Below are 19,452 nucleotides of genomic sequence, written 5' to 3' on the forward strand. Positions count from 1 at the left end.
GTCAGGGTGCCGTTTCTATTAATGCAACACATCTTCGCTATCTTGCTGCCCAGAAAAAGAAAACTCACCTCACCACCTCATTAATCCAACACGCTGCTCTCCCTTTTGCGGGCTATACTCAAAGTCCAATTGTTTGGGCGTAAAAGGAATTACCATGCAAAAACACCCGACCCTTTTTCTTTCCGCACTGGCCCTTGGCTTCGCTCTCACTTTTCCCACCTCTGCTACCCCTCGGGGAGAAGCCGCAGACGCAGTGGCACCGGAGCTGGCAACCGGCAGTGTGATGCGCAAGGCGGTCAAAGGCAAAACATGGATGGTCGCTTCTGCCAACCCACATGCCAGTAAAGCCGGTGAAGCGATATTACGCGCTGGCGGTAATGCCATCGATGCCATGGTGGCAGTACAAACCGTACTGGGCCTTGTCGAACCACAAAGTTCCGGCATCGGTGGCGGAGCCTTTTTGGTGTATTGGGACAATAAGGCACAGGCACTGACCACGTTTGATGGTCGTGAAACCGCGCCAAAAAATGCCACGCCTACGCTGTTCCAAGATGAAAACGGTGAACCGCTGCAGTTTTATGATGCCGTAGTAGGCGGCCGCTCTGTAGGCACACCCGGCACCCTGCGCCTGATGCATGACACCCATGCCAGATACGGCAACCTTTCATGGCGCGCCGTGCTGGCCCCGGCTATTGAGCTGGCTGAGAAAGGTTTTGAAGTCTCTCCGCGTCTGGCAGGACTGATTGAAGGCGACGCCGACAGGCTGCGCCGTTATCCCGCCACCCACCAGTATTTTTTTGACGACAATGGCAACCCGTTGACCGTGGGCCATCGGCTGGTGAATCAGGCATACGCTGATACATTAAAACTCGTCGCCACAGACATTGACCATTTCTATGAAGGCGACATTGCTGCCGATATCGTGGCAACGGTGCAAAACGCCGCCGGTAACCCGGGCGTACTGGACAGGGAAGATCTGGCCGGATACCGCATTGTTGAGCGCACACCGGTTTGCGCCCCTTATCACCAGTACCGCATCTGCGGCATGGGGCCACCGACATCCGGCGGCATTACTGTGGGACAAATCCTTGGCATTCTGAGCCATTTCCCCATCAAATCCCTGGGCAAGGACAACCCGGAAAGCTGGCGTTTGATAGGTGATGCCTCGCGTCTGGCATTTGCAGACCGCGGGCGCTACATTGCCGACAGCGACTTTGTGCCAGTACCGACAGAAGGCTTGCTGGCACCGGAATACCTCAAGACTCGCGCCTCACTAATCCCGGCAGAAGGTGCAATGACAGAGGTGGCACCAGGTGACCCTCAGTTCAGCCACGCAAATGTGGCACCGAAACTAGCGGATGATGAATCCATTGAACTGCCCTCCACCAGCCATTTCTCTATCGTGGACAGGGACGGCAATATTGTTTCCATCACCACCACGATTGAGAACGGCTTCGGTTCACGCCTGATGACCCGTGGATTCCTGCTCAACAATGAGCTGACCGATTTTTCTTTCCGCACCCATCAAGACGGTTACCCGATTGCCAACCGCATTGAACCGGGTAAACGTCCCCGCTCTTCGATGTCACCCACCATTGTGATGCGTGATGGCAAGCCATACATGGCTGTCGGCTCACCGGGCGGCAGCCGGATTATCGGTTATGTGGCCAAAACCCTGGTCGCCCACCTCGACTGGGGGCTCGACATGCAATCTGCGATTGACCTGCCACACCTAGTCAACCGCTTCGGCACTTATGATCTTGAAGCCGGGACAGATGCAGAAAGCTTCAAGCCCGTGCTCGAAGCCATGGGCTATGAGGTCAATGTCCGTGACTTAACCTCAGGTATCCACGGTATTGTTATCGACGGAGGCACCTTGGAGGGCGGCGCCGATCCAAGGCGCGAAGGTTTAGTGGTGGCAGAGTAACACCAGGAGCAACTGCATGTTACGTATAGTGAATACCATCGCGCTGTGTACCCGGTTAGGGATAGCTTCAGGCAACCGATCTGGCCAGCGCCTGGGGCGCAGTGTCTTAACCGATATAGACACGTAAAAACAAGGGTGGCCATCGCCACCCTTTTGTTTTTCCGCCGCTTACATCGCCTCAAGTTTGGCGTACTGAGTCACCAGCCACTTGATACCTTCACCGTTAAAAGCCACCTGCACACGGCTTTGCTGGCCACTGCCTTCAAAGTTAATGATGGTGCCTTCGCCAAATTTGGGGTGCAGTACCCGCTGGCCAAGCGTGAAACCGGTCTGGTTGAAGTTTTCCTTTGTCTGGGTTTGCGAGAATCGCCCGCTAGCCGCCGCAGGACGCGACACTTTTGCCCGCATCCGCACCTCTTCAAGGCACTCTTCCGGCAGCTCACGGATAAAGCGTGACGCTTTGTGGAACATGTCTTTGCCGTATACCCGGCGCATTTCTGCGTGGGTAATATAGAGTTTCTGCATCGCCCGGGTCATGCCGACATAGCAAAGGCGGCGCTCCTCTTCCAGACGCCCGGCTTCTTCTGCCGACATCTGGCTTGGAAACATCCCCTCTTCCACGCCCACCATAAAGACAACCGGGAATTCGAGTCCTTTGGCACTGTGCAGTGTCATCAGCTGCGCCGCGTCCTCAAACTCATCAGCCTGTCCTTCGCCCGCTTCGAGCGCCGCGTGGGAAAGGAAGGCTGACAGCGGGGTCATTTCTTCCTGCTCGTCTTCGGGCACTTCAAACTGGCGGGTTGCTGTCACCAGCTCCTCAAGGTTATCAATACGCGCCTGCGCTTTTTCACCTTTTTCCGCTTCGTACATAGCGCGGAGACCAGAGTGCAGGATCACGTAATCGGTCTGCTGGAACAGTGCCATTTCGCGGGTATCATCTTCCAGTGCATTCACCAGCTCGATAAAACGGCGCAGGGAATTTGCCGCGCGGCCTGCCAGTGCCTGTTCTTCAAGCAACTGGTTGCTTACTTCCCACATCGTCGCGCCGCGATCACGTGCAGCAAGACGGAGGGTTTCAAGGGTGCGATCGCCCAGACCACGGGCCGGGGTGTTAACCACACGCTCAAAGGCCGCATCGTCAAAACGGTTGCCAATCAGACGCAGATAAGCCAGCGCATCCTTGATCTCCTGACGTTCGAAGAATCGCATACCGCCATAAATACGGTAGGGCAAACCCGCCTGAATCAAGGCTTCTTCCAGCACACGGGACTGGGCGTTATTGCGGTACAAAATAGCCGTGTCGTTCAGGGCGCCACCTTCGTCCTGCCAGGCCTTGATTTTACCGACCACAAAACGGGCTTCATCCAGTTCATTAAACGCACTGTATACCGAGATCAATTCACCTTCCTGCCCCTCGGTCCACAGGCTCTTGCCCATGCGCTCGGCATTGTTTTCAATCAGATGGTTGGAAGCTTTGAGGATATTGCCGGTCGAGCGGTAATTCTGCTCCAGACGAATCGTTTCTGCTCCCGGAAAGTCTTGCAGAAAGCGGGAGATGTTTTCGATTTTCGCACCACGCCAGCCGTAGATAGACTGATCATCGTCCCCGACGATCATCACGTTGGCACTGTTTCCGGCCATCATACGCAGCCAGGCGTACTGGATGTTGTTGGTATCCTGAAACTCGTCGACCAGAATGTGCTTGAAGCGCGCCTGATAGTGTTCGCGGATGTGCGCTTTATCGCGCAGCAGCTCATGGCAGCGCAGCAACAGCTCGGCAAAGTCCACCAGCCCTGCACGGTCACACGCCTCTTGATACGCAGCGTATACGCGCAACCAGGTTTTTTCGACCGGATCAAACTGGGCATCAATATGGTGCGCACGCAGGCCTTCATCTTTCTTGGCATTGATGTACCAGGATGCCTGACGCGCTGGCCAATGTTTTTCATCCAGATTCTGCGCCTTGATCAGGCGGCGAAGCAGGCGCTGCTGATCATCAGAATCCAGGATCTGGAAGTCCTGCGGCAGGTTTGCATCCAGATGGTGCGCACGCAGGATACGGTGACACAGGCCGTGGAAAGTGCCACACCAGAGACCGGAGGCTGTGCCCTGCATTAACTGCTCAATACGGCCACGCATTTCCGCTGCCGCCTTGTTGGTAAAAGTCACCGCCATCACTGAAAACGGCGAGGCGTACTCTACCTGCATTAACCAAGCAATACGATGAACCAGTACCCGGGTTTTGCCACTGCCCGCACCGGCCAGGACCAGGTAGTTGCCAAGCGGCGCAGCCACAGCCTCGCGTTGTTTGTCATTCAGACTGTCAATCAGGTGGGATACGTCCATCGTTCTTCCACTGGTTATTTATACACTGGTTGAAGATTATACCCGCAAACAACCGGAAGTTGCAGACCTATGGAGGAATAACTGGCCTTTCGATTGTGATGGTGCGCCTTTTATCACCCTGCCCGGTATTTTCCTGACACAAAGATACCGTTATCCATGCTGTACCAGAGGGATGACACATTTTATTTCCAAATATTCAATTGGTTACAATCATACAGTCCTCCGACCTTAAAATATGCACATAAAAATTAACGTCACAATCGAAAGTTTTTAACGAAAACATCTATCCTATGAAAAGAGCATTGAAAACCAACAGTGCCGCTGGGAACTCCCCCTTTAACTTATTGAAAGTTAGTAAAGTCTGTAGAAAGAGGAACGAAGATGAAAAAAACCAATTTTGCTGTTGCTGCTGCCGTTACCAGTCTCCTTGCTGTGGGTGCCACGACCCTGACAGCCACGCCTGCCCAGGCAGCAGAGAAAGAGAAGTGTTACGGCGTGGCAAAAGCCGGTAAAAACGACTGTGCAACAAACAATAGCTCTTGTGCCGGCACTTCGACCAAAGATGGGCAGACTGACGCATTTGTCGTTGTACCCAAGGGCTTGTGCGATCGCCTGACGGGCGGTTCAACCTCGTCGTCTTAACAAATCATAGGGAGTCAGGTATGGAAGAGATTTCTCACTGGGTTGGCGTTGGGCTTCGACACCCACACCATGAACACTTTCTTAATCACTCCCCGGATATAAGATGGTTAGAGATCCACAGTGAAAACTTTTTCCTACCGCACTCCAACGCCTTTAAGGCGCTGCATGAATTGCGGTGCCAGTATGCCATCAGTTGTCACGGCGTAGGCTTGTCTCTTGGGTCTGTCGATCCGGTGAGTAAAACGCACCTGGCACAATTGAAACGGCTGGTTGATTGCATTAATCCCCTGTTTATTTCCGATCACCTAAGCTGGAGCTCTGTTAACGGAGAGTACTTCAACGACCTACTTCCCCTGCCCTACACAGAAGAAGCGCTGGAGGTGTTTTGCCGCAATGTGGACATCACGCAAGATTATCTCAACCGCCAGATCCTGGTGGAAAACCCCTCCAGTTACCTCGGATTCAGTCACTCCACCATCCCGGAATGGGAATTTCTGGCAGAGGTTGTCAGGCGCACAGGCTGTGGCCTGTTGCTCGACCTGAATAACGTGCACGTCAGCGCCTTTAACCACGGTTTTGACAGCGATACCTATCTTGCTGCCATCGACCCGGAGTGGGTGCAGGAAATCCATCTGGCAGGGTTTACCATCAAGCAACTCGATGAAGGTGAGATCTGGATTGATACCCACAGCCAGCCGGTTTCCGAACCGGTCTGGGCCATGTATAAAAAATGGGTTGCCGAGCATGGTCCCCGCCACACCCTGATTGAATGGGACAGGGATATTCCGGAACCAGAAGTGTTATTGGCTGAAGCGGCAAAAGCTGATCATATCATCAAAGCGCTGAGGGAACCGGTGGAGGAAGCATCATGAATGCCCCCAGCCTCACTGACCTGCAACAGCAATTTCGTGACGCCCTGCATTATCAGGCACACAGCCTGCCGGTTTCTGATGGCGTGGCTGAACCAGACGCACTGCTCCAGGTTTACCGCAACAACTTTGTCATGACGCTGACAGAGTGCCTTGAAACTGTTTACCCTGTGGTTTTCGCACTGGTTGGGGAAACATGCTTTCAGGCCGTTGCCCGCCATCATGTACTCAACACCACCATGGAAGATGCCTGTGCCGATCGCTACGGTGCGGGGTTTGCTGACACCATCTGCTCGTTGCCCAATATCATCAACGCGGTACCTTACCTTGCCGATATCGCCGACATTGAATGGCATATCCAGTGTGTGAACCGTGCGCCGTTGCCCGCCGCTTTTCCGGTCGATGCCCTGGCTGAACTGCAACCTGAGGACTTTGGCCGTATCCAGCTGAAGCTTTCTCCTGCCTCAGCAGTGATGAAAAGTGCCTTTGCGATCGCCACGCTGTGGCAGGTGGTGAGTGACAGGGATGATGACGCGCTGGCAGATCTTGACCTGGCGCAGCCTCAGGCGGTTTTGATCCAGAAAACGCAACAAGGGATCAGCGTCAGCACACTGGATGACGAGCTGGCGTCACTTATCCTTGCCTGCCAGCATACCTGCTTTGGGAATATCGACCCTGCTTTGTTACCGCACATTTCCGGTGCCATACAGCTTGGGGTCTTCAGTGACTTTACCCTCACCGGACACTAACAAGAAAAGGAAACCAAACATGTTCGCTGCGTTAAAAAAAATTGATGGGGTGATGGAATCTACACTCAAGCCTTTGGTTCCGGTTTTGTTGCTTATCAGCCGACTTTGGGTGGCGTGGGTTTTCTTTAAGTCAGGCCAGACCAAAATCGCCAGCTGGGACAGCACCCTGTTCCTGTTTGAATACGAATACCAGGTTCCCCTGATCCCGTGGGAAATGGCCGCATACCTTGGCACTGCGGCAGAGCTGATTTTGCCGGTGTTCCTTGCATTGGGCCTGTTAACACGGCCAGCGGCCTTTGCGCTGTTTGCGTTTAATATTATCGCAGTGGTGTCTTATCCGGCGCTATGGCCAAAAGGCTTTTTCGACCACCAGATGTGGGGCGTGATGTTGCTGGTCACCATGATTTGGGGACCGGGCCTGGCCGCACTCGATAGCTGGCTGAAAAAACGGAGCTAACTCACTGGCTGAGCATTAACAGCCGGGAAAGGTGGGTAATTTCCACATCCGGTAACAGTGAAGCGTGCCGCTGCTTGGTCAGCGGCCTTTTTGTGTCGTTAAACCAGCAGGCACGAAAACCCGCCAGTTTAGCCCCACGCACGTCAGCCTTAAGGTGATCGCCAACATGAAGGATGCTGCCCGCAGGCATGCCCAGCAAGGACTGTGCTTTGGCAAACAGTGCCCTGTCCGGTTTGGCTGCGCCATCTGGCCCGGCCTATAATACTTGCTGAAACAGGGGGGAAAGCCCAAGCCGCTCGCAATCCACATTACCGTTGGTGATCGCCACCAGTGGATAACGCGCTGCCAGCTTACACATCACATCTATCGCTGCCGACGGTACGGAAAAATTACTGCGCTCATGGAGGAAGAATGCTACACCGTCATCGGCCAGCGCTTTCGCCTCGGCTTCATTCAATCCACAGCGCGATGCGGCAAGTGCCAGCTGGGCGTGGCGAATTTCAGTCACAAACCCCACCAGCGATACATCTGCGGCGATAACCTCTGCACGCATTGCCTGCCACTGGGCCCGGCTGAAGTCTGCCATTTTAGGACAGCGTGCTGCCAGCCATTCGAGTAACAGCTGCTCTGCACGGGTGATCACCACCCGGTTGTCATACAGGGTGTCATCCAAATCAAATGTCATGGCAGAGACAGGTTGCCAGCGGCGATAGAACTTCATGCGCACTCCTTACGGTTAACCGTCACGTTTGCGTTTTCGCGCACGGGGATGCGCCGCATCGTACACTTTGGCCAGATGCTGGAAATCAAGGTGGGTATACACCTGGGTTGTCGAGAGATCAGCGTGGCCAAGCAGCTCCTGCACCGCACGCAAATCCCCGGAAGACTCCAGCATATGGGTGGCAAAACTGTGTCGCAGTTTGTGAGGATTGATATGGCTGCTGACTGCCTGCTTCTGACCCCACTCCGCCATCCGTTTTTGTACGCTCCGCGGTGAGATACGTTTACCAAGCTTCGACAGGAAGAGGGCATCTTCCGGCCCTTTCAGCAGCTGGTTACGTACTTTCAGCCAGTTGATCAGCCACTCTTTCGCCATGCCGGTAAACGGGACAATACGTTCTTTGTCACCTTTACCAATTACCCGCAGATCGCCCTTTCGCATCGCAACATCACGTACGTTAAGGCCAATCAGTTCAGACAGGCGAAGGCCTGCACCGTACATCAGCTCCATCATGGCGCGGTCACGGACTGAAAGCGGATCGTCTGCATCTACCGACAGAAGCTGGTTTACCTCATCCACATCGAGGTTTTTCGGCAGTGTCCGTCCCTGCTTGGGCGCAGAGACGCCCTTGGCAGGATTGGCCGCCATCGCACCATCTGCCACCATAAAATCAAAAAAGCTTCGCAGGGCTGACAGGCGAAGGGCAATACTGCCTGCTTTCAGCTGTTCTCTCTTGGCCTGCGCCGCAATCTGGCGTACCCAGGCAGCATCGACATCCTGCCACTGGCTGACACCGGCGCCGACAAGGAATTCGGCACAGGCTGCCAGCTGCTGGCGGTAATTGGTTTCGGTATGGCGACTGAGGCCGCGCTCCCGGATCATGTAATCAAAGAAGCGCGCCAGCGGTTTTTCCATGCTGGCTGGCAGGCTCATTCCGCCTCCTGCCACTTGGTCAACAAGATCGCGATGTGTTCGGCAATCTGTTCAACGAACAGGGTATCCATGCTGGGCTGGAAATGTCCCCCATCCGGACTGGCGAAAGAAAGGAAGCCCAGTTCTTTGTCTTTCACCACGGGCACCAGGGCATAGGAACCCAGTTCCGGCGCCTGCGAGACAAACTGGTCACCATCGGCCTTACGCAACCGGCCAAGATAAATACGTTGCCCACAAAAATGCGCTGCTTTCACAGCGTCCACACTCTTGCGGTTCAGGGCATGGTGTCCATTGTCATAAAGACGCAGACTGACAGACAGATTCAGCGCCCCTGCCAGTGCGCACAGAGCCCGGTGGATATCGTCTTTATTTCTTGCAGCAAACAGCGCCTGGTGGGCGTGTGAGAAAGCACGGAACAGGTTTTCGTTCCCTGCTGCAATCCCCATCAGCTGGGTGATCTCTTCTTCCAGTTCCGCCACACGCTCGCGCAAACGGCCTAACTGGATTTCCACCAGAGAGACAGCACCACGATCCGTATGGGGAATACGCAGTTGCGCCACCAGTTGGGGCTGACGGCAGAAGAAATCGGGATTGTCTTTCAGGAAAGCGGCCACAGCTTCGTCGGTCAGCGCCTCTGCCAGTGGCCCTTCGAGCTTGGAAAGCTCCGTCATACTGTTATTTGTCCATCATAAACGTGTGTGGCTGGCCCGGTCATATAAAGCGGGTGGCCCGGTCCACGCCAGCGAATCTTCAGATCGCCACCCGGCAAATGCACAGTCACCGACTCATCAAGCAACCCCTGCAGGATGCCCACCGCAACAGCGGCACATGCGCCGCTGCCACATGCCTGCGTTTCGCCCGCACCGCGCTCATAAACGCGAAGGCGGATTTCATTGCGTGACACGATCTGCATAAATCCGGCGTTGACCCGCTCCGGGAAACGCTCATGGGATTCAACCAGCGGCCCCAGCCCCTCGACATCAAAAGTATCCACATCGTCGACTACCGTGACGCAATGCGGGTTACCCATGCTGACTGCTCCGACAAACAGGGTGGTATCTTCTACACGTAAAATATAGGTTTTTTCTTCTGCGTTAGCGCGAAAGGGGATTTTGGCTGGCGCCCAGATGGGCTCACCCATATTGACGGTCACCTGATCGTCACCGTCCATTTTGAGTACCATCTTGCCCGACTTGGTGCTGACCTGAATCTGGTTCTTGTTGGTCAGCCCCTTCATCCGCACAAAACGGGCAAAGCAACGTGCACCGTTGCCACACTGCGCCACTTCACTGCTGTCAGCGTTAAAAATCCGGTAGTGGAAATCACTTTCCGGATCATACGGCGGCTCAACCACCAATAATTGATCGAACCCCACTCCGGTATTTCTGTCCGCCAGACGGCGGATCATGTCCGGAGAGAAATACGCATTCTGTGTCACACAGTCAACGACCATAAAGTCATTGCCAAGACCATGCATTTTGGAAAATTGTATTTGCATCCGGATCCTTTACTCAGGCAGAACCTGTTCTAATGCCCACAACGATGCCAGCGGTTCCCGCTGACGCACCAGATGGGACTGGTTGCCATCCACCATCACCTCAGCGGCTCGGCAGCGGGTGTTGTAATTGGACGACATCACAAAACCGTACGCTCCCGATGAACGTACCGCCAGTAAATCTCCGGCTTCCAGCACCAGAGAACGGTCTTTACCCAGATAGTCGCCGGTTTCACAGACCGGGCCAACCAGATCATAGGTTTTTGCCTCACCCTGCCGCGGCTTAACCGGGACAATGTCCTGCCACGCCTGATACAGGGCGGGACGCAGTAAATCGTTCATCGCTGCATCGATAATGGCAAAGTTTTTCTCTTCGTTGTGCTTTAAAAATTCCACTTTGGTCAGCAGCACACCGGCATTAGCCGCAATAGCACGGCCCGGCTCAAACACCAGCTCAATCTCCTGGTGGTTGGCAAGCCTTTCCAGCAACGCTTTCGCATAGTCAGAAGGCTCTGGTGGTTTCTCATCGTTGTAAGTCACGCCAAGGCCCCCACCGACATCCAGATGGGTAATGTGAATGCCATCCTGCCTCAGGTCATCAATCAGGCCCAGCAGGCGATCAGTGGACTCAATAAACGGCGCCAGATCGGTCAGCTGGGAGCCAATATGGCAGTCAATACCATGCACATCCAGGTGTGGCAGGCTGTTTGCGTAATGGTACACCTCACGGGCACGGTCAAACGCAATACCAAATTTGTTCTCTTTCAGGCCGGTAGAAATATAGGGATGGGTTTTGGCATCCACATCCGGGTTAATGCGCAGGCTGACCGGCGCCTTTTTACCCAGCCCACCCGCAACCTGATTGAGGCGGTCCAGCTCGGCTTCGGATTCGACATTGAAGCATTTAATACCCAGCTCCAGTGCCCGCGCCATTTCCGGGGCGGTTTTGCCCACGCCGGAAAACACCACTTTCTTCGGGTCACCGCCTGCGGCAACGACACGTTCCAGTTCGCCCTGGGAGACGATGTCAAAGCCTGAGCCCAGACGGGCCAGCACATTCAGTACACCCAGGTTGCTGTTTGCTTTTACGGCATAGCAGATCAGATGCGGGTGATCCCCCACCGCTTTATCAAACGCATGCCAGTGACGCTCCAGCGTCGCGCGTGAATAGACGTAAAGTGGGGTTCCGTATTGCCCGGCAAGCTGCGCCAATGGCAAATCTTCCGCCCACAGTTGCCCATCATCCTGATAATTGAAGTAGTCCAACGTTATCCTTCCCTGTCCGAAATATTATGGCTGAGTGGATTCCTGAGTAGCCTGCGGCGTTTCTGGATTTACCTGTCCATTCTGTACAGGTGCATCTTCAGGAAAATAGAGAGGGCCTTGTTGGCCGCATGCCGAAAGCAGGGCTACTGTCGCCAGCATGGCAAGTTTCAGGGGTAATCGCATCATTTCTGCCAGTGATCCAAAAGTGAATGCCCTCTATAATCGCATCAACACACTGAAAAGCAATAGGACGACTGAGAATGAACACGAGCCAATACCATGAACTGGTTGACGCGCAATGGATGGCGATTGAAGACGGTATCGACGAGAGTGGTGCAGATATCGATTACGAGACCAATGGCAATGTACTGACGCTGGATTTTGCAGACCGCAGCCAAATCATTATCAACCGCCAGGAGCCAATGAAGGAAATCTGGCTGGCATCACGCTCAGGCGGTTTCCACTTCAGCTATCAGAATGGAAAATGGCTATGCAGCAAAAGCGGCATGGAATTTATCGAGATGGTGAAACAGGAATGTTCCAAGCACGCTGGCGAGACAGTGAATTGGTAGTGAAACTGTGCGTTTACCGGAAGGTGTATGAAAAGATGCTGACAGTAAACGCTGTCAGCAACTGATTCACTTAACGTGATGCATACTGGACCGTATCGTTACTGATCTCGTTACGCTGCCACTGGCGATCACTCTTGTACGGAATCACCTGGGCGCGCCCGTCGGCCTGATAAATGATGTCGTAGAATTGTGGCAGGTTGAAGTTTACTGCCTTGCCACCAAAATTCTGTGATTCCTGTGAAGAGGTATAGAAACGGTTAACACCTTGAACCATCTCTTCCTTGTCACCGCTGCACTGGCGATAGACTTCCACCCGGTTGTTTTCATCCAGCACATAAATGTGGAAGCCTTTGTCACAATCTTCAAAGAAAAACTGGATAAGCCCCTCACTGGCATAGCCATCAACCACCTCCGGCGGATGGATATCAGCATCTTTATCCAGCACCACAAGCGGTGATCCATTGACCTTATTGGAGGAAATGGAACGGTAAAATTCCACGGAATTTTCCAATTTCTGCACCGACACACCACGGCGTTCGAAAAACAGGCCAAAGGTTTGATCCGCGACACGAATGGCTTTAAAACGGCGGCGTTTTTCCTGATCGACCGGTTTCAGGCGCATATCAATACACTCAGCTACCAGTTGATACACCAGATTGCGGATCAGCCCACGCATTTTCCCGGCATAACAGAACACATCCACCGACTCTGGCGGAATGGCATCCTGGTGCATTTTACCCAGCAAGGTTTTCAGTACATCGAGAATCGCATTCTCACCCTTAAAGTTCAGGGTGCGTACTTCATTCCAGCTGTTTCGATATACCAAATCCACACTGCCAACCAGACATTGCTGCTCTGGGCCATAGCTGAAAATATCCGTGTTCTTGAAATCAAACCGCACTGCAGATTGCTTCAGTGCTGTGGTCGGGTCATTTTCCAGGTTGATAAAAAGCGCCAGTTTACGTACTTCACAAGGGCTTGAAAGCGCCTGCAGCGATGGCTGGGGCCGGCTTACAGAGAAGGTATTGCGAAGGTCGCTCACCAACTGGTAAAGCTTGTCAATATCGACATCGCTATTACGCGCGACCGAATGCAGGCGGGTTGATTCCGTCAGCAAGCCGTTAAAATACGCCCACGCCACCAGTTTTGACAGATAGCGGTTATGTTCAAGCGGTGAGCGGCCAATGATATCCACCGGCTTCAGCGATTGCTTGTACAGGTACCAACCCGGCGGGTTGTTACGGCCTTCCGGTACCTGGATGAAACTCAAATCCGCTTCATGCAGATCGGGTGACAACTGCGGGTTCAGCAAGGTCACTTTACCTGGCAACACCTCAAACGCAGCATACAGCTTACGCGCCAGAATACTGATGTCTTCGGGGCTGATTGCCGACGTGATATCGTTACGGCGTGCGAAACGGATCAGGTTGCGGTAGCTCAGCATCAAGGCTTCAAGCAGCTCATTGTGTGCTTCCTTCACCTCTTCCACTTTCCAGTTACGGCGGTTATCCAGACGCGCAATGTTATCCTGCGTCCATCCCCATTCACGGGTCAAGATACACAGGACTTCGCGGCGCCAGGGTACAGAGCCCGGCCCCGGTTCTCGGGTCAGTTTCTCGTGGGTTTTGAGGTAGAAACAACGCCGCACCAGATCCAGACGGCGGTGATCATCAATTCGCTCAAGGTAACGCGTGACTTTCTCCAGCATCAGGTAGTAAGCGTCGGACTGATAAACGTCCAACATACCGGAGAAAAAACGACGCTTGCCATCCACACTTAATAGCTGGGTGCCTGGGTATTCCCAGGAATAAGCCTCAAGAAGGATGGCTTTCAGTACGGATTTGTACGGTGAATCAATGCTCTTATACAGTTGCCAGAGGCTGGATCCGAAATACTCTTCCGCCGGGATCGAAGGCAAGCCACCAAAGTCCACCCAGTCATCACGCTTGATGGCACCACTGGCGATCATTTTGCCGACGTAATCTTCGTAGCACGCTTCCATCTCAGGAGGAACCAGGTACCACAATAGATGCTGGCCAGCCAGATGCACAGCAGAGCGGTAAAATTCGTCAAGCAGCAGGTAATGTTGGGCTGAGCCACAGTTTTCCGTGGTCATCACCTGCGCCATATTCTGGCGGAAGCGTTGCTCACAGATCACAAAGAAATTCACTTCCACGCCCTGGGACATCGCCCAGTCAGAAATCAGCGAACATTTGGCTTCCAATATGTCACGTTCATCCTGCCCCACCCAATGCTGCACACAGACCCAGATATCCAAATCACTGGAAAGACTCTGCCCCATCGACGCCGTACTGCCCATTGAAAACAGGCCTTTGATAGGGTGCGACTGGGAAAACGGTTTCCCGGGAATGGGGGTGTCTTGTGCATGGGCACAATCATTGACGAAATCCTGCTGGACGTCAGAAAGGGAAAAGTTACAGATACCATGGACAACACTACGTTCCAGGTAACCTGGGACAGCCGGATGGTTAAAATGCAACAAAGCAGGCAACACGTTAAAAACGTTAGCCGCCTGAGAATGCATAGCGCTTCGAGCACGCTCCAACCTGACTTGGTTAAAGGCGTTAAAACGTTCTATTTGCTGATCAACATAGTTTTGCAAGATAAACATCCAAAGTTGCCGACATCCTAGTCAACGAAACGGGACCGGATTAACAGTGACACCGGCGCCCATGGATAAAAACGTGATCAATCTAACAGTTTTTTGTCAGAGCGTAAAGCGAGCAGCAACCCACCATTTTTTCTTCACTTTGTTCACCCTGCGAACAACACCAAGCAAGAGACAGACAACGCTTCATCCCCAATGTAATGCGGAATACAGCCAGCTGAATAGGGCGTTGCCCGCGAACCTACCTGATTAACCATGATCTCCATCACATCATCATAGCCGAACCCGCCTGATTTCGCACCTTTTTGTCCCTACTGCCACCATGAGTTCTCACGGCATCATAAGGGGTGGTACGATTAGCCTACGCAAATTAAATGGACATGACTATGACTTCAACACCCATCCGCATCGCGACTCGTCAAAGCCCCCTCGCCCTGTGGCAGGCGGAATTCGTCAAAGCCGCCCTGGAAGCTACCCACCCTGGGCTGACAGTGGAACTGGTCCCTATGGTCACCAAGGGTGACATCATTCTCGACACTCCACTGGCCAAAGTTGGCGGAAAAGGGCTGTTTGTGAAAGAGCTGGAACAGGCGATGCTGGACGGACGGGCTGACATTGCTGTTCACTCAATGAAAGACGTACCAGTTGAGTTTCCTGAAGGCCTGGGACTGGTGACCATCTGTGAGCGCGAAGACCCACGTGACGCTTTTGTCTCCAATCACTACGCCAGTATCAGCGAACTGCCACAAGGGGCAACCGTCGGCACATCCAGCCTGCGCCGCCAATGCCAGCTTCGTGCCATGCGCCCGGATTTGGTAGTAAAAGACCTGCGCGGTAACGTCGGCACCCGTCTGGGTAAACTGGATAACGGCGAGTATGATGCCATCATTCTGGCATCTGCGGGCCTGAAACGCCTTAACCTTCATGACCGTATCCGCAATGAAATCGAACCGGAAGAGATCCTGCCGGCGGTCGGTCAGGGTGCGGTCGGTATCGAATGCCGTCTGGATGATGAGCGTGTCCGCGCCTTGCTGGAACCGCTCGCTGACGCCAACACCACCTATCGTGTGTTGTGTGAACGTGCGATGAACAACCGCTTGATGGGAGGCTGTCAGGTGCCGATCGGCAGTTACGCCGAAATTCACGGCGACCAAATTCACCTGCGAGCGCTGGTCGGTGAACCTGATGGCAGCAAGATTATCCGCGGTGAAGTAACCGGCCCACTGGAAAAAGCCGAAGAACTGGGAACTGGCCTTGCAGAACAGCTGTTGGAAGACGGCGCCCGAGCCATTTTAGAAAAACTGTACCAGGACAACGTATGACCGTATTGGTGGTACGCCCTGCGCCAGCCTGCTATGAACTGGTGGAAGCCCTGAACCAATCAGGCATAAAGGCGCTGCCCGCGCCTTTGCTGTCTTTCTCTGAGGGTAAGGATCTCCCGGCCCTGACCAACATCTACACTCGCCTGCCATCAGGCAGCGTAGTTGTGGCAGTCAGCCCAAGGGCGATTGAATATACCCAGCAACAGTTTGATAAAGACAACACTCCATGGCGTGACGATTTACATTACGTGGCAGTCGGAGAAAAAACCGCGCAGGTATGGCTGGCTGAAAGCGGCATTAACGCCCTTCAACCGCCCACTGAAGACAGTGAGGGGATGCTTTCGCTGTCCGTATTTGGCGAACCTGAACACCTTGAAGTCCTCATCCTTCGCGGCAACGGTGGACGAGCACTATTAGGCAACACGCTCGCAAGCCAGGGGGCCAAGGTGCACTACTTTGAAGCCTATCAAAGACATTGGACCAGTGATTCCCTATTATCATTGGCAATGCAATGGCAGGCGGAAAATGTCGATACCCTGGTGATCACCAGCGGCGAACAACTTTCGCTTTTGTGTCAGACAATCTCAGAGAGCAACCAGCAATGGTTACGAGAATGCCATATACTGGTGCCTAGCAAACGGATTTACAATCAAGCAATTGGCCTTGGTTTTAATGCAATCAGATGTGTAAACAGCGCTTCAAACACCGCCCTGTTCCACGCATTAAACGAGATGATTAACTCGGGACATTCGGATGACAGACAATAATAAGACATCAGACACGGATAAAGACACGTCGGCGCCAGCATCCCCTACCGACAAGGAAACGCCCTCGTCGTCTTCCAGCACGATCGCCCAACCTGCCGCCAAATCCTCATCCGCAGGCACACCAGCAAACGGCGCCTCAACGTCTACTGCCACCCCTGTTAAAGAGAAAAAAGGCAGTAACACGCTTTCTTTACTGGCGATTGTGTTGGTAGTTGCCTTGGGTGGCGGTCTTTATTACCACAGCCACCAGCAAAGCGAACAGGTCAATGCCAACATCTCAATACTGACCGATGAAATCAGTGCCCTGAAATCTGCCCTGGCGCAAAGCGAGCAACAAAGCCAAGCCGCAGTAAAAAAAGCTATTCAGGATACCCAGGTGCTGATCGACCAGCAGGATACCACCATCAAAAGCCTGCAATCAGCGCTGGCTGATGTAAAAGGCCGCCGTCCCAATGACTGGCTGCTGGCAGAAGCCGATTACCTAGTAAACCAGGCCGCACGTAAACTCTGGCTCGAACATGACGCATTGACGGCAACGACCCTGATGCAAGATGCTGATCAACGTATCGCCGAGCTCAATGACCTGTCACTGACGCCTATCCGCCAGGCGATGGCAAAAGACATCCAGCAGCTGAAAGCGGTGAAGCGCATCGACCGTGATGGTATCGTCCTGCGTCTGAACTCGCTGCAACAAGAAGTGGACAGACTACCGCTGGCCAATGTCATCCTGCCAGAAGCTCAAGAAGTTGCACCACAGCAGGTCTCCGGCAATGTGGGTGACTGGCAGCAGAACCTGAAAACGTCGTTGGGCGACTTTGTCAGCCAATTCATCACTTACCGCAAGCGTGATGGTGACGTGATCCCACTGCTGTCCCCGGCGCAGACGTTTTACCTGCAGGAAAACCTGAAAGCGAAACTCGATCAGGCAGCCACCTCGGTATACCGGGAAAATGGCCGACTGTATGCAGAATCACTGAAAACGGCCAAAGAGTGGGCTGAACGTTTCTACAATCAGGAATCAAGCATTACCCAGAGTTTTATCGCTACTTTGACCAACCTCAGCCAGCAAACTATCGAAGTAAGTTACCCGGAAAACCTGGAGAGCCAGGCATTGATCAGTGATTTGCTTGACGAGCGCCTGCGCCGTAACCTGGCGCCATTGAGCGGGGAGCATGGCCAATGATAAAAATTCTCCTGCTGGTTATCGCGCTAATTGCAGGTCTGGTTGTCGGGCCGGATCTGGCCGGCAATCAGGGATATGTACTGATCTCAGCAGCGAACCAGACCATTGAAATGAGCGTTTCCACGCTGGTTATCCTGGTGGTGTTCGGGTTTGCCGCGCTGTTTATCCTCGAATGGCTGATCCGCAAACTGTTTTCCCTTTCAAGCTCTACCCGTGGCTGGTTTTCCGGCCGAAAAAATAAGAAAGCCCGGGTGCTGACCAATGAAGGCCTGCTAAAGCTCCTAGAAGGCGACTGGAAACAGTCCGAGAAGTTATTACTGAAGGGGGTTAACCACAGTGATGCACCGCTGCTGAACTACCTGGCTGCAGCAGAAGCGGCGCAGGGCCGCGGGGATATCGACAACCGTGACCGTTACCTGCAACAGGCAGCGGATTTTGGCATCGATAACCTCGCCACCGCGTTAACGCGAGCCAAACTCCAGTATCGCCAGGGCCAATACGAAGAAGCACTGGCAAGTCTGCAAGGATTGGTCGATGCCAACCCACGCAATCCAGTGTTACTGAGCCTGCTTAAAGACACTTACCTGAAACTTCAGGATTGGCAGGCATTGCTTCGCCTGATGCCCTCACTCAAACGTGTGAAAGCCGTCAGCGAGGCAGAAGCAGAAAGGCTGGAGCTAAAGGCGGAATGTGGCCTGATGGCCCATATTGCGACCCAGAAAGGCAGTGACGGCCTGTTGGCCCACTGGAACAGCCTGAGCCGCTCAGCCCGCCAGCAACCCAAACTGATTGGTTGTCTGGTGAAGCAGCTTATCGCCCGCAAAGCAGACTCCGAGGCCTATATTATCCTGCGCGAGAACCTGAAAAAGCACCCGGATGAAAGCCTGATTTCGCTGGTGCCTGAGCTGTCGTTGCCCGATTATCATCCCGCGATCCTGAAACTTCAGGACGTGTTGCGCTACAACGAAAACAATCCGGTAACCCACAGCGCTCTGGGACAACTCTATTTCCGTGAAGGTAAATGGGCTGAGGCGCGTACCCACTTTGAGAAAGCGCTCGATATCCGACCAGACGTATCCGATTATGCTTGGCTGGTTGACACACTGGAAAAACTGAATGACCCCAGTGCCGCCAACCACCTTTCCCGCGAAGCGCTCAAACTGGCTCTGCCTCACAAAGAGTGAGGCACTCCACGCATAAAAAAACGCCCAGAGAGGCGTTTTTTTATGCACAATTTCCAATAGATGAACTAAAAGCAATCCATTGTGTTTCAAGCTGTTAATAATGATTAACGGCTATTTATCATCCATTGTTAAGACAATATCACTGTTATCAAATAGGCAGGTGAAAATTTTCGCCGGATGACGTTATTCATCAATTTGCATGCATTTAGCAAATAATGATGGCTAACCAAACCGGTATTGCCAATCCCTTTAGTAAGTGAGCCCGCCCATCATGGATATGCTACCCTGGATCTTGGTATCAGGCCTGTTAGTGTCAGTTGTGACTGGCCTGCTGACAGTTTTGTTGGTAAAAGGCATGGAATAATCCAGAACCTGTTCCCCCACGCCTCC

17 protein-coding genes and 1 pseudogene are annotated in these 19,452 nt (G+C 53.3%); 10 read left to right on the forward strand and 8 right to left on the reverse strand.

What is annotated here, in order from left to right; translation table 11 throughout:
- The first annotated feature begins 154 nt into the window (after window positions 1-154).
- Window positions 155-1,927 carry a gamma-glutamyltransferase gene (gene ggt, locus AC6IB1_RS16315; RefSeq protein WP_497567512.1) on the forward strand — a complete coding sequence of 591 codons (1,773 nt, stop codon included), beginning with the start codon at window positions 155-157 and terminating at the stop codon, window positions 1,925-1,927.
- A 168-nt stretch (window positions 1,928-2,095) separates the two neighbouring features.
- On the opposite strand, the gene uvrD is transcribed toward ggt, so the two are convergent.
- Window positions 2,096-4,273 carry a DNA helicase II gene (uvrD, locus tag AC6IB1_RS16320; RefSeq protein ID WP_497567513.1) on the reverse strand — a complete coding sequence of 726 codons (2,178 nt, stop codon included), beginning with the start codon at window positions 4,271-4,273 and terminating at the stop codon, window positions 2,096-2,098.
- 381 nt (window positions 4,274-4,654) lie between these two features.
- Here uvrD and AC6IB1_RS16325 point away from each other — a divergent pair, with 381 nt between their 5' ends.
- From AC6IB1_RS16325 to AC6IB1_RS16340, 4 genes are read left to right on the forward strand one after another with little or no spacing between them, the layout of a single operon-like run.
- Entirely contained in the window at window positions 4,655-4,915 is a 261-nt protein-coding gene (locus tag AC6IB1_RS16325) for a BufA1 family periplasmic bufferin-type metallophore (RefSeq protein ID WP_497567514.1), read from the forward strand.
- 20 nt (window positions 4,916-4,935) lie between these two features.
- A complete protein-coding gene (gene bufB / locus AC6IB1_RS16330) occupies window positions 4,936-5,787 on the forward strand; it encodes an MNIO family bufferin maturase (RefSeq protein ID WP_497567515.1) in 852 nt (283 codons plus the stop codon).
- Window positions 5,784-6,533 (forward strand): HvfC/BufC N-terminal domain-containing protein, encoded by a 750-nt coding sequence (locus AC6IB1_RS16335; RefSeq protein ID WP_497567516.1) that lies wholly within the window; start codon window positions 5,784-5,786, stop codon window positions 6,531-6,533. Before bufB ends, AC6IB1_RS16335 begins: the two co-directional genes overlap by 4 nt.
- Before the next feature lie 19 nt (window positions 6,534-6,552).
- Window positions 6,553-6,990: a DoxX family protein gene (locus AC6IB1_RS16340; protein WP_497567517.1), complete on the forward strand. Its 438-nt coding sequence runs from the start codon at window positions 6,553-6,555 to the stop codon at window positions 6,988-6,990.
- Between the two features lies 1 nt (window position 6,991).
- On the opposite strand, the pseudogene AC6IB1_RS16345 reads toward AC6IB1_RS16340, so the two are convergent.
- The 6 genes and pseudogenes from AC6IB1_RS16345 to lptM form a co-directional block, all read right to left on the reverse strand.
- A pseudogene (locus AC6IB1_RS16345) lies at window positions 6,992-7,711 on the reverse strand (HAD-IA family hydrolase).
- A 15-nt stretch (window positions 7,712-7,726) separates the two neighbouring features.
- Window positions 7,727-8,644, reverse strand: coding sequence for a tyrosine recombinase XerC (gene xerC / locus AC6IB1_RS16350; RefSeq protein ID WP_497567518.1), 918 nt, complete (start codon window positions 8,642-8,644; stop codon window positions 7,727-7,729).
- Complete coding sequence (locus AC6IB1_RS16355; RefSeq protein ID WP_497567519.1) at window positions 8,641-9,315, reverse strand: DUF484 family protein; 675 nt, start codon at window positions 9,313-9,315, stop codon at window positions 8,641-8,643. The genes xerC and AC6IB1_RS16355 overlap by 4 nt, the downstream gene beginning before the upstream one ends.
- Complete coding sequence (gene dapF, locus AC6IB1_RS16360) at window positions 9,312-10,142, reverse strand: diaminopimelate epimerase (RefSeq protein WP_497567520.1); 831 nt, start codon at window positions 10,140-10,142, stop codon at window positions 9,312-9,314. Before dapF ends, AC6IB1_RS16355 begins: the two co-directional genes overlap by 4 nt.
- Window positions 10,143-10,151: 9 nt before the next feature.
- A complete protein-coding gene (gene lysA / locus AC6IB1_RS16365; protein ID WP_497567521.1) occupies window positions 10,152-11,405 on the reverse strand; it encodes a diaminopimelate decarboxylase in 1,254 nt (417 codons plus the stop codon).
- Window positions 11,406-11,429: 24 nt separating this feature from the next.
- Window positions 11,430-11,591, reverse strand: a complete 162-nt coding sequence (gene lptM, locus AC6IB1_RS16370) for an LPS translocon maturation chaperone LptM (protein ID WP_497567522.1) — start codon at window positions 11,589-11,591, stop codon at window positions 11,430-11,432.
- Between the two features lie 74 nt (window positions 11,592-11,665).
- On the opposite strand from lptM, the gene cyaY reads away from it, so the two are divergent.
- Window positions 11,666-11,977, forward strand: a complete 312-nt coding sequence (cyaY, locus tag AC6IB1_RS16375; RefSeq protein WP_497567523.1) for an iron donor protein CyaY — start codon at window positions 11,666-11,668, stop codon at window positions 11,975-11,977.
- A 70-nt stretch (window positions 11,978-12,047) separates the two neighbouring features.
- Here the strand turns inward: cyaY and AC6IB1_RS16380 are convergent, their stop codons facing one another.
- Window positions 12,048-14,600 carry a class I adenylate cyclase gene (locus tag AC6IB1_RS16380; RefSeq protein WP_497569162.1) on the reverse strand — a complete coding sequence of 851 codons (2,553 nt, stop codon included), beginning with the start codon at window positions 14,598-14,600 and terminating at the stop codon, window positions 12,048-12,050.
- Window positions 14,601-14,992: 392 nt separating this feature from the next.
- Here AC6IB1_RS16380 and hemC point away from each other — a divergent pair, with 392 nt between their 5' ends.
- The 4 genes from hemC to AC6IB1_RS16400 are packed head-to-tail and all read left to right on the forward strand — an operon-like array spanning window position 14,993 to window position 19,062.
- Complete coding sequence (hemC, locus tag AC6IB1_RS16385) at window positions 14,993-15,928, forward strand: hydroxymethylbilane synthase (protein ID WP_497567524.1); 936 nt, start codon at window positions 14,993-14,995, stop codon at window positions 15,926-15,928.
- Window positions 15,925-16,695 (forward strand): uroporphyrinogen-III synthase, encoded by a 771-nt coding sequence (locus AC6IB1_RS16390; protein WP_497567525.1) that lies wholly within the window; start codon window positions 15,925-15,927, stop codon window positions 16,693-16,695. The genes hemC and AC6IB1_RS16390 overlap by 4 nt, the downstream gene beginning before the upstream one ends.
- A complete protein-coding gene (locus AC6IB1_RS16395; protein ID WP_497567526.1) occupies window positions 16,682-17,878 on the forward strand; it encodes a uroporphyrinogen-III C-methyltransferase in 1,197 nt (398 codons plus the stop codon). The genes AC6IB1_RS16390 and AC6IB1_RS16395 overlap by 14 nt, the downstream gene beginning before the upstream one ends.
- Window positions 17,875-19,062, forward strand: coding sequence for a heme biosynthesis HemY N-terminal domain-containing protein (locus AC6IB1_RS16400; RefSeq protein ID WP_497567527.1), 1,188 nt, complete (start codon window positions 17,875-17,877; stop codon window positions 19,060-19,062). Before AC6IB1_RS16395 ends, AC6IB1_RS16400 begins: the two co-directional genes overlap by 4 nt.
- The last annotated feature ends 390 nt before the right edge of the window (window positions 19,063-19,452 follow it).

Source organism: Grimontia sp. THUN1695 (assembly GCF_059704325.2).

Excerpts from the sequence above, each read along its gene's own strand:
- dapF (WP_497567520.1), bottom strand. The coding sequence starts at position 10,142 with ATGCAAATACAATTTTCCAAAATGCATGGTCTTGGCAATGACTTTATG.
- AC6IB1_RS16390 (WP_497567525.1), top strand. The coding sequence starts at position 15,925 with ATGACCGTATTGGTGGTACGCCCTGCGCCAGCCTGCTATGAACTGGTG.
- AC6IB1_RS16400 (WP_497567527.1), top strand. The coding sequence starts at position 17,875 with ATGATAAAAATTCTCCTGCTGGTTATCGCGCTAATTGCAGGTCTGGTT.
- bufB (WP_497567515.1), top strand. The coding sequence starts at position 4,936 with ATGGAAGAGATTTCTCACTGGGTTGGCGTTGGGCTTCGACACCCACAC.
- hemC (WP_497567524.1), top strand. The coding sequence starts at position 14,993 with ATGACTTCAACACCCATCCGCATCGCGACTCGTCAAAGCCCCCTCGCC.
- uvrD (WP_497567513.1), bottom strand. The coding sequence starts at position 4,273 with ATGGACGTATCCCACCTGATTGACAGTCTGAATGACAAACAACGCGAG.
- AC6IB1_RS16325 (WP_497567514.1), top strand. The coding sequence starts at position 4,655 with ATGAAAAAAACCAATTTTGCTGTTGCTGCTGCCGTTACCAGTCTCCTT.
- AC6IB1_RS16395 (WP_497567526.1), top strand. The coding sequence starts at position 16,682 with ATGACAGACAATAATAAGACATCAGACACGGATAAAGACACGTCGGCG.
- xerC (WP_497567518.1), bottom strand. The coding sequence starts at position 8,644 with ATGAGCCTGCCAGCCAGCATGGAAAAACCGCTGGCGCGCTTCTTTGAT.
- AC6IB1_RS16340 (WP_497567517.1), top strand. The coding sequence starts at position 6,553 with ATGTTCGCTGCGTTAAAAAAAATTGATGGGGTGATGGAATCTACACTC.
- ggt (WP_497567512.1), top strand. The coding sequence starts at position 155 with ATGCAAAAACACCCGACCCTTTTTCTTTCCGCACTGGCCCTTGGCTTC.
- AC6IB1_RS16335 (WP_497567516.1), top strand. The coding sequence starts at position 5,784 with ATGAATGCCCCCAGCCTCACTGACCTGCAACAGCAATTTCGTGACGCC.
- cyaY (WP_497567523.1), top strand. The coding sequence starts at position 11,666 with ATGAACACGAGCCAATACCATGAACTGGTTGACGCGCAATGGATGGCG.
- AC6IB1_RS16355 (WP_497567519.1), bottom strand. The coding sequence starts at position 9,315 with ATGACGGAGCTTTCCAAGCTCGAAGGGCCACTGGCAGAGGCGCTGACC.
- lptM (WP_497567522.1), bottom strand. The coding sequence starts at position 11,591 with ATGATGCGATTACCCCTGAAACTTGCCATGCTGGCGACAGTAGCCCTG.